Source organism: Methylocystis sp. (assembly GCF_051062815.1).
Taxonomy (GTDB): Bacteria; Pseudomonadota; Alphaproteobacteria; order Rhizobiales; family Beijerinckiaceae; genus Methylocystis.
Window position 1 is genome coordinate 47959 of record NZ_JBPFDU010000063.1, and the last position, 15800, is coordinate 63758.

General features: G+C 65.3%; 14 protein-coding genes and 1 pseudogene. 7 read left to right on the top strand and 8 right to left on the bottom strand.

The window, feature by feature from the left end:
- Window positions 1–2 precede the first annotated feature (2 nt).
- Both ACR65W_RS10305 and ACR65W_RS10310 read right to left on the bottom strand, forming a co-directional pair.
- On the bottom strand, window positions 3–824 hold the full coding sequence (locus tag ACR65W_RS10305) for a hypothetical protein (RefSeq protein WP_434498321.1): 822 nt from the start codon (window positions 822–824) through the stop codon (window positions 3–5).
- Between the two features lie 78 nt (window positions 825–902).
- Entirely contained in the window at window positions 903–1883 is a 981-nt protein-coding gene (locus ACR65W_RS10310; protein WP_434498322.1) for a hypothetical protein, read from the bottom strand.
- 102 nt (window positions 1884–1985) lie between these two features.
- Between ACR65W_RS10310 and ACR65W_RS10315 the strand changes: the two genes are divergently transcribed.
- The 4 genes from ACR65W_RS10315 (at window position 1986) to ACR65W_RS10330 (ending at window position 6189) form a co-directional block, all read left to right on the top strand.
- Complete coding sequence (locus tag ACR65W_RS10315) at window positions 1986–2915, top strand: 50S ribosomal protein L11 methyltransferase (RefSeq protein ID WP_434498323.1); 930 nt, start codon at window positions 1986–1988, stop codon at window positions 2913–2915.
- Between the two features lie 76 nt (window positions 2916–2991).
- Window positions 2992–4803 carry an aminopeptidase P family protein gene (locus ACR65W_RS10320; RefSeq protein ID WP_434498324.1) on the top strand — a complete coding sequence of 604 codons (1812 nt, stop codon included), beginning with the start codon at window positions 2992–2994 and terminating at the stop codon, window positions 4801–4803.
- 67 nt (window positions 4804–4870) lie between these two features.
- Window positions 4871–5386 (top strand): hypothetical protein, encoded by a 516-nt coding sequence (locus ACR65W_RS10325; RefSeq protein ID WP_434498325.1) that lies wholly within the window; start codon window positions 4871–4873, stop codon window positions 5384–5386.
- A gap of 191 nt (window positions 5387–5577) precedes the next feature.
- Window positions 5578–6189 carry a phosphatase PAP2 family protein gene (locus ACR65W_RS10330; protein WP_434498326.1) on the top strand — a complete coding sequence of 204 codons (612 nt, stop codon included), beginning with the start codon at window positions 5578–5580 and terminating at the stop codon, window positions 6187–6189.
- Between the two features lie 3 nt (window positions 6190–6192).
- On the opposite strand, the gene ACR65W_RS10335 is transcribed toward ACR65W_RS10330, so the two are convergent.
- A complete protein-coding gene (locus ACR65W_RS10335; RefSeq protein ID WP_434498327.1) occupies window positions 6193–6789 on the bottom strand; it encodes a GNAT family N-acetyltransferase in 597 nt (198 codons plus the stop codon).
- 268 nt (window positions 6790–7057) lie between these two features.
- On the bottom strand, window positions 7058–8203 hold the full coding sequence (locus tag ACR65W_RS10340; protein ID WP_434498328.1) for a type III PLP-dependent enzyme: 1146 nt from the start codon (window positions 8201–8203) through the stop codon (window positions 7058–7060).
- Window positions 8204–8854: 651 nt separating this feature from the next.
- On the opposite strand from ACR65W_RS10340, the gene ACR65W_RS10345 reads away from it, so the two are divergent.
- Window positions 8855–10423: a glucan biosynthesis protein gene (locus ACR65W_RS10345; RefSeq protein ID WP_434498329.1), complete on the top strand. Its 1569-nt coding sequence runs from the start codon at window positions 8855–8857 to the stop codon at window positions 10421–10423.
- Between the two features lie 3 nt (window positions 10424–10426).
- On the opposite strand, the gene ACR65W_RS10350 is transcribed toward ACR65W_RS10345, so the two are convergent.
- Complete coding sequence (locus ACR65W_RS10350; protein WP_434498330.1) at window positions 10427–11230, bottom strand: creatininase family protein; 804 nt, start codon at window positions 11228–11230, stop codon at window positions 10427–10429.
- A 68-nt stretch (window positions 11231–11298) separates the two neighbouring features.
- A complete protein-coding gene (locus ACR65W_RS10355; protein ID WP_434498331.1) occupies window positions 11299–12483 on the bottom strand; it encodes a hypothetical protein in 1185 nt (394 codons plus the stop codon).
- Window positions 12484–12650: 167 nt separating this feature from the next.
- Here ACR65W_RS10355 and ACR65W_RS10360 point away from each other — a divergent pair, with 167 nt between their 5' ends.
- On the top strand, window positions 12651–13121 hold the full coding sequence (locus tag ACR65W_RS10360; protein WP_434498332.1) for a DUF411 domain-containing protein: 471 nt from the start codon (window positions 12651–12653) through the stop codon (window positions 13119–13121).
- Here ACR65W_RS10360 and ACR65W_RS10365 read toward each other — a convergent pair.
- Window positions 13049–14371 (bottom strand): TIGR03862 family flavoprotein, encoded by a 1323-nt coding sequence (locus tag ACR65W_RS10365; protein WP_434498335.1) that lies wholly within the window; start codon window positions 14369–14371, stop codon window positions 13049–13051. The two genes, ACR65W_RS10360 and ACR65W_RS10365, sit on opposite strands and share 73 nt — an antisense overlap.
- A 130-nt stretch (window positions 14372–14501) precedes the next feature.
- Between ACR65W_RS10365 and ACR65W_RS10370 the strand changes: the two genes are divergently transcribed.
- Window positions 14502–15524, top strand: coding sequence for an RluA family pseudouridine synthase (locus ACR65W_RS10370; protein WP_434498333.1), 1023 nt, complete (start codon window positions 14502–14504; stop codon window positions 15522–15524).
- Window positions 15525–15684: 160 nt separating this feature from the next.
- Here ACR65W_RS10370 and ACR65W_RS10375 read toward each other — a convergent pair.
- A pseudogene (locus tag ACR65W_RS10375) lies at window positions 15685–15800 on the bottom strand (IS110 family transposase); the annotation flags it as partial.

Genomic DNA, 15800 nt, shown 5'->3' on the forward strand with positions numbered 1-15800 from the left:
GTTCAGGCGGCGACGGGGGTTGCGCGCGCTGCCGCGCGTAGCGACGGAAGGTAGCGCAGGCAAAGACCCTGCGGCGCGTGCAGCAGACCGGAAACGACGCTGATCTCGCGCCAGCGGGGATAGCTCGCCGGCAAGAACTGCAGCGCCAGGCCGACAGCTCCGAGAAACTCGGTCTCGCTCGCAAAATCGTCGGCGCCAAAGGTCAGCGTCGCGTCCTGGCCCGTTTCGGCGCCCCGCGCCAGAAATTCGAGCGTTGGCGTCGCCCAGCGGGTCGCTCCCAGCGCATCCTCGAGCGCGCTCCAGACGTCCCGCGGATCGATGAACCGAACTAGGTAACGCGCCGGCGCGGCGCTGTAGCGCGTCGCCTCGTCTTCGGTCACGAGATCCGGTCGCGCATCGAGCTCGGCGTCCGCCATGGCGAGGAGCGCCGCCGGATGTCGGCGCCAGTCCGCGGCGCTCGCGCTCCAGACGGCGCTCTGCTGATAGAGACGTCCGTGGCCGCTTTCGCCGTCTTCAGGCCGGAAACGCGCGCGCAAAAAAATGGCGCGGCGAGAATTGGGCTCCGGGGCGATCCGCGCGATGAAGGAGCCGCGTCGTCGAGAAGCCGGATCGACGAGGTCAGGCTCGAAGCGGCGAAGCGCCATCAGACGCGGCGGCGAAAGCAGCTGGTCGTCGGCCGGCTGCAGATTGCAACTGCGCAAGGTCACGCCATAGCCCGCGGTCGCCGGCACGCGCAGCGTCGCGCCAAAAGCGAGCTTCCCATAGTGCAGCCGTTCGAGAGAAATCTCAGCCGTTTCGTCGCCATTCGGCGCAGCTATGCGCATCGCGCGTCCTTTCGCGCGGGAAATCCGCGCGATCACCCTATGCGCAGAGCCTTAAGCAAGAATTGACGAAATTTCGCTTCAGGCGAGTTCCTCGACGCGCGCGTCGAGCTGCGGGTAGGAAAAGGTGAAGGCGCTATCGAGGCCGAGCGCGGCGTAAAGAAACGGCTCGGCGGTGAGAAACGGCCGCCAATATTCATTATAGGCGCGGGCGCCTTCGAGGCCGGCGCGACGAAACCGGCGCTCGCCAGGCTGATGCGGATCGATATTGGGATTCTGAAAGCGCTTGACGAAGCCATAGGCCGAGCAAACCGTGAAGCGCACCGATGCGCCGCCGCCGTTCGGCGACTCCAGAGCCCGCAGCCGATCCAGCCATTGCACGGCGCGCAGCGATTTGCGCAAGGCGTGCAGCGCCACCGCCGGATCGCAGGCATAGGTGAAGGCGCTCGGCCCGAGGCGCGCGAACAAGCGCTCATATTGCGAGAAGACGACGACCAGCCGCTTGAGCTTTTTCTCAGGCGCCAGCGCCAACCGGTCGATGAGGCGCGCAAGATTGCCGGACCAGCCGGAATCCTCGAGCCGCACCAGCGGCAGCACGATCACGATGGCGTCCGCCTCAAGCATCTGCCTGGCGAGCTTGGCTTTGACATCATTGAGAATGGCGACTTCGGCGCCGTCCGGCGGCACGGCGATCTCGCCCGCCGAGTCGACGATCTCCAGAAGCCAGGGACCCCGTAGCACCGCCGCCGGCGGGGCTTCGCCGTTGACCGTCAGGCGGAAGCGATATTCGTAAGTGTCGAGCGTGTCGGTGGCGAGGCCGCCCTCGGCGAATTCGCGCCGCAGCCGCTCATAGTCGCCCTGTTCGACCGACAGCAGGCTGGCTTTTTTTGGCTCGGCGCTCTCGGCGAAATATTCCGCCTCGGTGATGGGCTGCAGCGCGGGGCGCAGGCGCGGCGAATAGCCGAAGGCGCTTTGCGCGACGCAGTCGACGAGCGAGGCGAGCAGCGACGACTTGCCGCCCTTCTTCGGGCCGATCAGACAAATCGAAAGTCTTTCGGTCATTCACGCCTTCAACTCGTTGGAGCCAGCCTCTAGCGCGACAATACAGACCGATAGCGCCTGGCGAAAGGTGACGCGCGCGCCCCGGCCGTGGTAAGCGCGCTCATGCTTGAAGGCCTTCCCCCCAATAACGCCAGCCACATGCTGCGCCTCGATTGCGACGAAAAGCGCGCCCGCGCCGTCGCCGACCTCATCGTCGAAACCTTCGAGCCGACCGAGACCGCCGCCGCCGCCTTCGAAGTGGACGACGGCCCCCAATGGTCCGTCGAGGTCTATTTCGCGACCGCGCCCGACGAAGCGCAGATCCTCGCCCTGATCGAGGCCGCCGCCGACGCCGAAACCGCGCGGGCGGCGCGCTTTTCGACTGTCGCCGAGCAGGACTGGGTGGAGAACGCTCTTGCCGGATTGGCCCCGGTCCGCGCCGGTCGGGTGCTGGTCCACGGCGCGCATGATCGGGGCCGGCGGCGCCCGAACGACATCGGCGTCGAAATCGAGGCGGCGCTCGCCTTTGGCACCGGCCATCACGGCACGACGCTCGGTTGCCTTAGAGCGCTCGAGAGAATCGCCAAGCGCCGGCGCCCACGCCGCATTCTAGATGTCGGGACAGGCACCGGCGTTCTCGCGATCGCCGCCGCGCGGCTCTTTCACCAGCGCGTCGCCTGCGGCGATATCGATCCCGTCGCTGTGGCGACAGCCTCGGCTAACGCCCGCGCCAATGGCGCCGGCGCCGATGTTCGCCCGGTCGTCGCCACCGGGCTGCGCCACGCATCGCTGCAAGGCCAATATGATCTGATCTTCGCCAATATCCTGGCGAAGCCTCTGCGCCTGCTCGCGCCGGAGATTGCCCGCGCCGCTGCGGCTGACGCGGAGCTGGTGCTTTCGGGACTGCTGGCGCGCGACGTTTGCGGCGTGCTCGACGCCTATCGCGCCCAGGGCTTTTTCCTGGCCGAGCGAAGCGACATCGACGGCTGGGCGACTCTGGTGTTGAGGAGGGGCGGATCGTCTCGGTCACCCTCCCTGCCCCTTCCCCTTTAAAGCGGGAGAGGGATGGGATGGGGAAAGGCGCGCGCAAAGCATTGCCCTGCGGCAGGCGCGCGACTAGCTTTGCTCCATGTTCGAAGCGAAATTCCAAACATTCGTCGACGACGCCATGCGCGGCGACAGCGCGGCGCGCCTCAGGGCGCTGCGCACTGAGTTGAAACGGCAAGGACTCGACGGCTTTCTCGTTCCGCGCGCCGACGTCCATCAAAACGAATATGTGCCCAAATGCGCGGAGCGCCTCGCCTGGCTGACAGGCTTCACCGGGTCGGCCGGCTTCGCCGTCGTGCTGGAGAAAGAGGCCGCGCTCTTCGTCGATGGCCGCTATGTCATTCAGGTGCGCGGCGAGATCGACGCGAAGCTCTTCAAGCCGCTCGACATCGCGCAAACGACGCCAGCCGCCTGGCTCGGCGGACATGCGCGCGAAGGCGCGCGCATCGGCTATGACCCCTGGGTGCACACCAGCGCGCAGATCGAACGCTTCGGGAAAATTCTCGCGGAAAAGAAGATCGAACTGGTTCCGCTCGCCAATCCGATCGATGCGCTTTGGATTGACCGGCCGGCCGAGCCGAAAGGCGCGGTGGCGATTCATCCGGCGCGTTATGCGGGCGAAAGCGCCGGCGCCAAGATCAAGAAGCTTCGCGCCGCGCTGAAGGATACGGACGCGGCGTTGATGTCCGATCCGCATGCGATCAGCTGGGCGTTCAACATTCGCGGCGCCGATGTGGCGCATACGCCGATCGCGCTGTGCTTCGCGCTGCTGCCCAGGGACGGCGCGCCTGCGCTTTACATCGATGGAGCGAAGCTCTCGCCGAAGGTGCGCGCCGCGCTTGAAAAATTTTTGACGCTGAAGACGCCCGAAGCGCTCATCGACGATCTCGTTGACGCCGGCAAGCGCGGCGCGACCATTCTCTTCGATTCTGCGACGGCGCCGGCGAAACTTGTGGAAACCTTGCGCGCGGCGGGCGGCAAGCCGCGTCTCGCCGACGATCCCGCGACGCTGCCGAAAGCGATCAAAAATGAAAGGGAGCTCGAAGGCGCACGCGAAGCTCATATCCGCGACGGCGTGGCGCTGACGCGATTCCTCGCCTGGTTCTCCGAAACCGCGCCGAAGGGCCGGCTCACCGAAATCTCCGCGGCGGAAGCGCTCGAAACCTTTCGCCGCGAAAACGGCGACCTGCGCGACATCTCCTTCCCGACGATCTCAGCTTTCGGCGAACATGCGGCGATCCCGCATTATCGGGTGACGGAAACCAGCAATCTCAAGATCGGTCGCGGCGTCTATCTCGTCGATTCCGGCGCGCAATATCTCGACGGCACGACCGACGTGACGCGCACGGTGGTCGTCGGCCCGGCGTCGAAACAATTACGCGAACATTTCACCCGCGTGCTCAAAGGCCATATCGCCATTGCTCGCGCCGTCTTTCCCAAGGGCGTCTCGGGCGCGCAGCTGGATGCTTTCGCGCGCCGCGCGCTGTGGGAGGCAGGGCTCGACTTCGATCATGGGACCGGCCACGGCGTCGGCGCTTACCTTTCGGTGCATGAGGGGCCGCAGCGCATCTCGAAGCTCGGGACGACGCCCTTGCAGCCGGGCATGATTCTGTCGAACGAACCCGGCTATTACCGCGCCGGCGAATATGGGATCAGGCTCGAAAATCTCGTCATCGTCGAGAAGCGCGAGATCAAAGGCGCCGAACGCGAGATGTATGGTTTCGAGACCATCACGCTTGCGCCTTTCGATTTGAATTGCGTCGAGCCGAAATTGCTGTCGCCGGAAGAAATCGACTGGCTGAACGCCTATCACGCCCGGGTGCGCAAAATCCTATCGCCGCTTGTGGACGCAAAGACGCGCAAATGGCTGCGAGAGGCGACGACGTCAATATGATGAATCTCGAAACGGATGACGTTGATCTGTTGATCCTCAGAACTCCGCTCGCTCGGAGGAAATTATCATGAGCACTGGCGCAGAATCTCGGAACGAACCCATCGCAGCATTGGCCGGCGAGGCCTTCGCGAAAGCCGTCACGACGCTGGCGCGCGGACGCATGCTGACGCCCTTCGGCGTGGCGCGGTCCGACGCCGGCGTCGACCAGCCGCAACAATTCGTCGTGAGCGAGGCAGGCAAGATCGATGTCGCCGAAAGCGTCGAGGCCGCGCTGCAATGGCTGGAGGACGAGGCGCCAAACGCCGACGTCTGCATGATTATCCTCGATGGGTATTTCAGCAGTGATGACGGCCGCATCGACGCGGTGGTCGGCCGCGCGCTGTCGCTGAAGCGACAATTGATGGTCGAGATCGCGCTGCCTTACGAGAGCGCTGAAGACGACGAGGGTCTTGAGTTTTCAGACCCGCAATATCGCTTTTCCGGCGTCGCCGAAGACGGCGTGGAGATCGAAACGGTTGACGTCGACGCCGACGCCTTCGACGCCGTGTTTCGCAGCGCCTTCGCCAAACACGCGCCGGCCTAAAGCAGGAGAACCTGCTCGGACGTTTTGATTTTGAGCGATTCCTTCCCGATCACATGATTCCATGTGATCGGGAAGCGCTCTAGCGGCGTCACCAAAACATCACATAAACGTCACGCAAGCTCTATCGCATCGTCATCGAAACGCAGCCTCCGCGTCGCGAAACCGCAGCGTCCGTCGCGTAGCGTTGCGTCATGGCGTTCACATCGGACCAGCTGGCGAAGCTGACGCGAGACGCGTCACCAAAGCCGCAAGCAGACATCAGCGTCGCCGCCACTTGGGGCCAACGTCTCTTCGAAATTGACCTCGCGGCGGTTCATCTCTTCTCTCGAACGGCGCGCTCCACGATCGGCAGATTCCTCGCGGTCGCCATCAGCAAGCTCGGCAATGGATGGATCTATCTCATCCTCGCGCCCATCGTCCTCATCGGCCTCGGCTGGCAAGGACTGCATGTCGCGGCGCTCGCGGGATTGAACGCCGCGCTGCTGCATATGCTCTATCCGATCATCAAGCGCCGCTTCGGCCGCAGGCGTCCGTTCCAAGTCGACGCGCGGCTGCCGTCGCTGTTGAAGACGCTCGACGATCACTCCTTTCCGAGCGGCCACGCCATGACGCTCACCGGCGTGCTCGCGCCCATCGTCATCGCCTGGCCGGCGACGACGCTATCGGCCGGCCTTCTTCTGCTGTCGATGGCCTGGTCGCGAATCGCGACGGCGCACCATTATCCGAGCGACGTCGCGGCGGGCGTGGCGCTTGGCGCCGGCCTCTCCTACCCGCTCGCGAGCGGGATACTGGCTTATTGGTGAAAGTCACGCGGCCTGCGGCAAGTCGAGCGCGGGGGTAGACGCGGGAATGACGCGCCCCTGCGCGGCCGATAGCGCGCCATCGACAAGCTCCAAGCCAAGAAAGCGCGCGCGCTCGACCGGGCCCGGCATCGTCAGCCGCTCGGTGAACCGCCGCTCGAAACCGAAACGCGCATAATAAGGGGCGTCGCCGACGAGCAGCACGGCGCGATGGCGCAAGTCGGCCGCGCGCGCGAGCGACTCGCGAATCAGCGCGCCGCCGACGCCGAGCGAACGCGCCTGCGCCGCGACGGCGAGCGGACCCAGCAGCAGCGCCGCACGCCCGCCAGCAAGAACCGGCCAAAGCCGCAGCGTGCCGATAAACCCGCCGTCTTCGTCCGCCGCGACGAGCGCGAGGCCGGGCGCCGGCGCCGATCCGTCGCGCAGCCGCTGGCAGGTCTTCAAGAACCGGGCGGGACCGAAGGCGTCGTCGAGCAAGGCTTCACGCGCCGCAAGGTCGCGCGTCGCTTCATCGCGAATCGCAAATGGCGCAAGAGCGACACGCGCTTGCGGCGCGACAAACGACGCGGGGGCGTGATTGGGGCATGCAAGTTCAAAGGCCATCTTTTCCTCCCTTAAGAAGGACAAGCGACCCTCGCGCCTGGCGCATGACGCGCCCGCCGATCGGGACTGACAGTAGTGTGAGGCGAATCCTTCTCCCGCTTGCGGGAGAAGGTGGCCCTCGCTTCAGCGAGGGTCGGATGAGGGCCCTCACCCGTCACGCGTTCCGCGTGACACCCTCTCCCGAACTGAAGTCGGCTGTCGCCGACTTCAGCGCTATCTGTGCAAACCGGGAACACCCGGTTTGCAGCGGGAGAGGGTGAGCGCCGGCTCAGATCACATGCGTCTCGAGCGGCGGGAAACCGTTGAAGCCCACGGCCGAATAGGTCGTCGTATAGGCCCCGGTTCCTTCGATCAGCACTTTCGCGCCGATCTCCAGCGAGATCGGCAGCTGATAGGGCTGCTTCTCGTAGAGCACGTCGACGCTGTCGCAGCTCGGACCCGCGACGACGCAGGGACTCGTCGGCGCGCCGTCCGCCGGCGTGCGGATCGGATAGCGGATCATCTCGTCGGTCGTCTCGGCGAGGCCGTTGAACTTGCCGATGTCGAGATAGACCCAGCGAATCTCGCTGTCCTCCTCCGACTTCTTCGAGATCAGCACGACTTCCGCTTCGATCAGCCCGGCGTTGCCGACCATGCCGCGGCCCGGCTCGATGATCGTCTCCGGAATGCGGTTGCCGAAATGCTTCGACAGCGCGCGGAAGATCGCGTTGCCATATTGCTTCACCGCCGGCACGTTCTTGAGATATTTCGTCGGGAAGCCGCCGCCGAGATTGACCATCTGCAGATTGATTCCGCGCTCCGCGAGTTCGCGGAAGATTTCCGACGCCGACTTCAGCGCGGCGTCCCACATGCGCGGATTCGTCTGCTGCGAGCCGACATGGAACGAAACGCCATAGGCGTTGAGGCCGAGGCGATGCGCATGCTCCAGAACGCCCGTCGCCATCTCGGGGGCGCAGCCGAATTTGCGCGACAAGGGCCATTCGGCGCCGGAGCCGTCGCAGAGAATGCGGCAGAACACCTTGGAGCCGGGCGCGACGCGCGCGATCTTTTCGACTTCCGCCTCGCAGTCGACCGCGAACAGCCGCACGCCGAGCGCATAGGCGCGCGCGACGTCGCGCTCCTTCTTGATCGTATTGCCGAAGCTGATGCGGTCGGGCGTGGCGCCGGCGGCGAGGACCTGCTCGATTTCGACGACGGACGCCGTGTCGAAGCACGAGCCGAGCGAAGCGAGCAGCGAAAGCACCTCCGGCGCCGGATTGGCCTTCACCGCATAGAAGACGCGCGTATCCGGCAACGCCTTGGCGAAGCCGACATAGTTGTCGCGCACGACGTCGAGATCGACGACGAGGCAAGGTCCGTTGTCGCGCCCGTTGCGTCGGCGCTCGGCGAGGAAATCGAGAATACGGTCGGTCATTGTGGCCCCCTTGCGCGGCGAACCGCGCCCAGATCGTTGAGCGTCAACGGACACGCCGCTCCGTTCGCCCGCGCGCGATGGAGACGCGACGAACGTTGGGTTTAGCTGTCCAAGGCCGCGCGAGCGCAAGCGCTCACATGGCTGGTTGATGCGCCGTTGACTGGACCGATGCGAAATGATGCGCGCCTGAGCGCGCACGCTTCCGCGGGTACAGCCATCGATTGGAAGGGGAGAATCCCGATCCGCACGCCCGGCAAGAAAGACAAGCCTCTTCGGTACGCCGACCTTTGGAGGGTCGACAGAGACGAAAAAGCCCGGTCCGTCGTTGCTTTAAGTCGCGATCCTCCGCAGAGACGGAGTTCGCCGGTTCGCCTCCGGCTGCCGGTTTTACGCTGGCGGTTGACCGGCCTCTTGTCCGGATCCCCGCCTACCGACACACGACCACAGGCACGTGCGATTTGGGCAAGGACTTAGATACGCGCTTTTGCCGCTGAGACAAGCGGTTTTTGCGCCATGCGATTATTTTTTCAGCGGGTGATGCATGTTGGTCGCGCGCCCCCGCCTTGGGCCGCCAGCTTCTTGCGCAAGCGAGACGATGAGGCTAGAGCAGCAGTCAATCAGCGAAGGCAAGACCTTGGTTCGGACGCGGGAATGACGCGAATAACACGGCGCCAATTCGCCGGGGCGCTCTCTGCAACAGGCGCGCAATTTGCGCTCAAAGTTCCGGCGCTGGCGGCCTCCGACGTTCCCAAGCCGCGATTCGGCTTTGAGAACGTCGTGCAGCGGGCGCACGACCTGGCGCTGGCGCCCTTCGACACTGCGGTTCCGCCGCGTCTGCCGGATCCCTTCGACGCTTTGGACTTCGACACATGGCGAGGGATCCGCTTCAAGCGCGAGCATGATATTTTCGCGGGCGCGGACGGCGGCTTCCGGCTCGAGACGTTCCATCTCGGCTTTCTCTATCGTCGCCCGATGACGGTGAATATGATCCGCGACGGCATCGCGACGCCGATTCCCTATTCGCCGGCGCTCTTCGACTATGGCCGCCTCAAGATCGAAAAGGCTCCCCCGGTCAACACCGGCTTCGCCGGCTTCCGCCTGCATTTTCCGGTCAACGAGCCGCATATTCACGACGAGGTCATTTCGTTCCTCGGCGCGAGCTATTTCCGCTTTCTCGGCCGCGATCAGAAATATGGGCTTTCTGCGCGAGCGCTGTGCGTCGAGACCGGCTCCGAGCACGAGAGCTTTCCGTTCTTCCGCGAATTCTGGGTCGAAACGCCGGAGAAGGGCAGCAATCACGCGACGCTCTATGCGCTGCTCGACGGCGAGGCTACGACAGGAGCCTTCAGATTCGATCTCTTCGCGGGACAGGAGAGCGCGCTCGAAATCCAGGCGACGCTTTTCCCGCGGCGCGCGGGGATGAAGCTCGGCCTCGCGCCGCTCACGTCGATGTATCTGACCGGCGAAAACGACCGTGACGTGCGCGACGGCTTTCGTACGGAATTGCACGATTCCGACGGGCTCTTGATCCATACCGGCGCCGGCGAATGGCTCTGGCGCCCGCTCGCCAATCCTCCCCGCGCGCGAATCTCGTCCTTTCTCGACAACAATAATCGCGGCTTTGGGCTGCTGCAGCGCGACAGGACGTTCGAGTCCTATCAGGATCTTGACCTCGCCTATGAAAACCGCCCGAGCTATTTCGTCGAACCTATCGGCGACTGGGGCGAAGGCCGCGTAGAACTGCTCGAACTGCCGACGCGTGACGAAACCAACGACAATATCGTCGCGAGCTGGACGCCGGCAAAATCGCCTGAGCCCGGCGCGCCCTTCGTTTACGCCTATCGTATCACCGCCGGGCTCGACATGCCGCAACTCGCGCCCAACGGCATGGTCGTCAACACCTTCGAGGCGCCGGCGCGAGCGCTTGGCTCGGCCGAGCCCCTCGATCCCGACGCGCATCGGTTCATCGTCGATTTCGCCGGCGGCGATCTCGCCTATTACGTCGCCGATCCGGGCCAGGTCGAAGCGGTGGCGACGACGAGCGCCGGACGCGTGCTGCGCGCCAGCGTCGTCGCCAACGCGCATATCGGCGGACTGCGGGCGCTCTTCGACGTTTCGGCGCAGCCGGGCCAGACCGCCGATCTTAGATTGTTTCTGCGGACGCACGGGCGCACGCTGACCGAGACCTGGACCTATCCGTGGACAGCGCCGGCGGCGTGACGCTCAGTCGTCCATGCTCTTGAGCCGCGTCAGGTCGAACGCCTCGACGTCGCGCAACAATTCAACGAAGGCCGTCGCCCAATAATCCGCCACCGCTTCGCCCTTTTCAGCGCTGGCTTTGGACGCGTCGCCCATGGCGCCCGCAGGCGAGAGATCTTGGGCCATCCAGCCGAACCCCGCGGGGCGGTCGGCGCGTAGCCAGGCGAAATCGCGCTCGAAGTCGAGCGTCGCCGGCGGGAAGTTTTTGGCGCGCGCCATGTCGACGAGGTCCGGCCGGAAAGCGAGCATGAGCGACGTTTCGATTTCACCGCCATGAATCCCGTGGCGCAGCTCCGCCGCAGAGAACAGTCCGTCCGGATAGCCGAAACGCGCCCAGGAGACGATGACCGCCAGCGCGCCGAAACGGGCGCGCAGATCGAGCGCCGTCTGCGAGAGGAGCGCCGAATTGCCGCCGTGTGAATTGAGGAGCACCAGCTTTCTCACGCCTGCGCGTAGGACGCTCTCGGCGATCTCTGCGAGGAGGCGCGACGCGGTCCCGTTTGTCAGCGTCAGCGTGCCGGGAAAGTCGCGGTGCTCGGGCGAAACGCCGACGCTCTGAATCGGCAGAAAGACGGCTTCGAGATCTTCGGGCAGGCGCGCGGCGACTTGATCGATGCATCCTTCCATGATCATCGCGTCAACCCCGAGCGGCAGATGCGGCCCGTGTTGCTCCACCGCCGCGATCGGCAGAACGGCGATGACGCGCGACATGTCATGCGCGCGCATGTCGCGCAGCGAGAGTTCCGACCAGAAGGGCGACGGCAACATAGCGGCAGCATATGCGTCTTGGGGCCCGAGGGGAATGCGGCGCGCCCAACGGAACGGCTTTATGTTCGTCAGAGTCCCGTCAGCTTCATGAAGAGCTTTTGAGCCATCTCGGCGACAGGATATTTGAACAAGAAGAGCGGCGGCATCGGCAGCAGCGCCGCGGCGAGAATGATCGCCAGCAAGCGAATGCTGACAGGCGCCAGGCGCATATTGCGCACAACGCCGACGCTATTGCCGAGATCGGCAAGCGATTGCAGGTCCGGCGTCCCCAGCAAAGGCTCTCGGTCATGAGACGCTTCGCCAAACCATTTGCGCTCGAAGTCCTCGACGTATCGCGCGGCGAGCACCGTGTAGTCGCGCAGTCCCCGTTCTCTGCATTCCATCAGCTTGAAGGCGAAGAAACAGGGCGGACCGAGAAACAGCACGATGTCGACGATCACAATCATGGCCGTCGCCAGATAGATCGGGTCAAACGACGCGCCCGCCGACATTTCCTCGGCGAAACCGGCGGCGACGAGCAGTGAAATGGCGAACGCCAGAGGCGCCAAATGGGTTTGGACGACTTCGAGATATCCGAGGCCCCCAACGCCGTCGGGATGCGTCGGCGTCAGGTGAAGCTCCATTCGGGCCAAGCGCCACAGGAAGCGCCACCAGAGCGCGAGCCGCCAAACCCAACGAAACGCCAGAAAGCGAAAGAGCGGCAGGCAGACCATCCAGTACCACAGGCCCGCAAGCGGCATGAGGGCCAAGACTCGGCCCGATTCGGGCGACGCGGTCTTTCCAGACAGATGCAGCTGCGCCGCGAAAAGAAACATCAGCACTGTCGCCGCGAGCGAGGTCGCATCCGGAATCCAGGAATTGCTCCAGCGGGCGAGGCTTCGGACCTCGGCCTGCAAGGCGGGAAGAGCCGTTCTCGACGCCACGCCGGAACGCAGAAGGGTCGAGAGAAACTCCCTCGCTTGCCGATCAAACGTGGTTTCGCAAAAGAACAGCAGCGGAATCACCGCCAGTAATCGAACGTGCCCGCCGATGACGGAGAGCGAAAGGAACTTTCCGCGATCGCCCTCAAGCGCCGCCAAGGCGACGAGGACGATCCAGAGGACCAGTCCCAGCGCGATCCCCAGGGGCAGCATATTCGGTCCCGGAGGGACGAGGCCGAGCCGCCTTCCAAGCCGGTGAAGGGGGCCGCCGAGAAGCGAGAATTCGCTGAGCAGGTCGTCGGCGATGTGCAGGCTCGCGGCGGATTGGCTCATGCACCCCTTCCGATGGTAAGCGCTGGGTTCGTTCGGGCGACGTCTTGCCGCTTTTGCCGGCGACACCGACATACTACCGCAAGCGACTTCGCGCGAATGCCGTTCCGATGATGCGCTCGCTTCGGGAACGGGAGCGCATGGAGCGCGCGACACAAGGACCGACGCCGATGGCGAATACCCCCTTCACCCGACGCGATACGCTGCGGTTCGCCGCCATCGCGGCGCTTATCCCCGGATGGGCGCGCGCCGAAGGCGCGACGAAGGTCGTGATGCATAAGAGCCCGACGTGCGGGTGTTGCGGCGCGTGGAGCGCGCGCATGCGCGAGGCCGGCTACATCGTCGAGGAGATCGTCGAAGCCGATATGCCGTCGGTGAAGAAGCGCCTCGGCGTGCCTGAGGCGCTGTCCTCCTGCCACACGGCCGAGATCGACGGCTACATCGTCGAAGGCCATGTTCCCCCGCAGGCGGTCGCGCGGCTCCTAAAGGAGCGGCCGAAAGCCGTCGGCCTCGCCGCGCCGGGCATGCCGGCGGGATCGCCGGGCATGGAGGGCGGCGCAGCGGAGGTCTACAGGTTGTATTTGTTCGACGCGTCTGGGGCGCGCCCATTTGGCGACTGGCGGGGCGACAAGCCCGTCTGATCGGGCTCGGGCGGCGCGACGGATTGATCCTGCGAAAGGCCGAGATAGCGGGCGGCGCCGCGGCCGGCCGCCAGTCCCGTGGCGAAGGCCGCCTGCAACAGATAGCCGCCGGTCGGCGCGTCATAGTCGAGCATCTCGCCCGCGACGAAAACGCCCGGCAGCTTCTTGAGCATCAGATTGTCGTCGAGTTCGTCGAAGGAGACGCCGCCGGCGGTCGAGATGGCGCGCTCAAGACCTCCGACGCCCGTGACGGTGAGCGGCGCATTCTTGATGAGCCCGGCGAGCGTTTCCGCGTCGCGCGGCAGACCCTCCCCGCGCCCCTCGCGCAGGAGCCCGATCTCGACTTTCGAGAACCCGGCCTTGCGCAGAAAATTTGCATGCGACTGCTTCTGCGGACGCCGCGACAGCTTGCGCGTCAGGCAATCGAGACTGGTGTCGGGCCGCAGATCGATCGACAGCGTCGTCGGGCCGTGTTTTTGCGTGACGTCGCGCAGCTGCGAAGAGAGCGCGTAAACCGGCCCGCCTTCCAGTCCGGCGCGCGTGACGACGACATCGCCGCGCGCCGTAGACGCGCCATGGCGCAGCAACGCCGTCTTGATCGGCTGGCCTTCGAAATCGGCGCGAAAGATCGCGCTCCATTCGATCAGCGCCCCGCTGTTGGCGGCGACGAGCGGCGTGACGCGCACGCCTTCCGCGCCAAGCCGCGCCGCCCAGGCGCCGTCGGAGCCGAGCCGCGGCCAGGAGGCGCCGCCGAGCGCCAGCACCAGGGCGTCGACCTTGCGAGTGAATTCGCCATCCGGGCCGATCAGGCGCAGCGCCCCGGATTCGGCGAAGCCCACGAAGTCATGGCGGGTCACGATCGTGACGCCGAGCCGCGACAGCCGCACGAGCCAGGCGCGCAAGAGCGGCGAGGCCTTGAAACTTGCCGGAAAGACCCGGCCGCTGGAGCCGACGAAGGTCGTCTCGCCTAGCTCGGCGCAGAAGTCGCGCAGCGCCTGTGGCGGCCAGGCGCGGATGAACGGCGCGATTCTCGCGGCCGCCGCGCCATAGCGGGAGATGAAGCGCTCGAGGCCTTCGCTATGGGTGATGTTGAGCCCGCCCCGCCCCGCCATCAGAAATTTGCGCGCGGGGCTCGCTTTGTGCTCATAGATGACGACGCGCGCGCCGGCGCGCGCGAGGGCGTCGGCGGCGAATAGACCGGCGGGGCCCGCGCCGATGATGGCGCAGAACGGAGCCTCGGCGTCGCTAATGGAAGAGCCTCCCTTGGGCGGCGTTTTTCGATGCGCATAATGGCGAAGGTTCGCGCCTCCGCTCGCGCCACGCCCGCGTTTCGGTGGCTCTCATATCATGTGCGCGTCGGCGCGCGGAAAAAAAGCTGAAATGACAGTCAAGGCTCTGCCTCAAATTGACGCATCCGCCGAGCGCTTCGAATTTCTCGTTGCGCCGCAGCACGCCGGCGCCCGGCTCGACCGCTTTCTCGCCGAACAGCCGGAGATCGTCGCCGCGCATCTGTCGCGCAGCCGCATCAAGGGGCTGATCGAGGACAGCCGCGCGACCCTTGCCGGCGAGACGGCGCGCGATCCGGCGAAGAAGCTCGGCGCCGGAGATCACGTGACGCTCGACGTGCCGCCCGCGACTCCGGCCGAGCCGCAGGGCGAAGATATCGCTCTCACCATCGTCTATGAGGACGCGCATCTCCTGGTCATCGACAAGCCGGCCGGGCTCGTCGTGCATCCGGCGAGCGCGCATGAGAGCGGCACGCTGGTCAATGCGCTGATCGCGCATTGCGGCGACAGCCTTTCCGGCGTCGGCGGGGTGAAGAAGCCCGGCATCGTGCATCGCATCGACAAGAATACGAGCGGCCTTTTGGTTGTCGCCAAGACCGACGCCGCGCATCATGGCCTCTCCCGCCTCTTCGCCGACCACGGCCGCAAACTGTCGCTGACGCGCGAATATCTCGCCTTCGTTTGGGGCGTTCCCGACCGCGCGCATGGAACGGTCGACGCGCCGCTCGGCCGCCATTCGACGCAGCGCGAAAAAATGGCGGTGGTGTCGGAGGCGCGCGGCCGCGAAGCGATCACGCATTGGGAGAAGGTCGAGGATTACGGCGTCGCCGCGCTGTTGCGCTGCCAGCTGGAGACCGGCCGCACGCATCAGATCCGCGTGCATATGGCCCATATCGGCCATCCGCTGATCGGCGACCAAACCTATGGCGCGGGCTTTAAAACCAAGGTCGCGAAACTGGCGCCCGCCGCGCGCGAGATCGTCGAGCGTTTGGACCGCCAGGCGCTGCACGCCGCGACGCTCGGTTTCGCGCATCCGGTGACGAAAGAGGAGATGATGTTTGAAAGCGAATTGCCGGAGGATTTGGCGGGTTTGCGGGAAGCGCTGAGCGCCGAATGAGGCGCCCATAACGAGCCCTGTTTGCATGGCGCTCCCTAAGCCCTCATGCTGAGGAGGCTGCGCAGCAGCCGTCTCGAAGCACGAGGGCGAGCAAGAGGGCGCCGCAACCTCGTCCTTCGAGACGCCGCCTTTGGCGGCTCCTCAGCGACTGTCTTGGCGATCAAGCGTTTTGTGTGCGCCATGGCTTTGCGTCCCTGATGATGGCGTTAAGGATCGTAAGGAGCTTTCTTGCGACGGCGATGAGCGCGACGATCTTGGGCTTTCCGCTGTCGACGA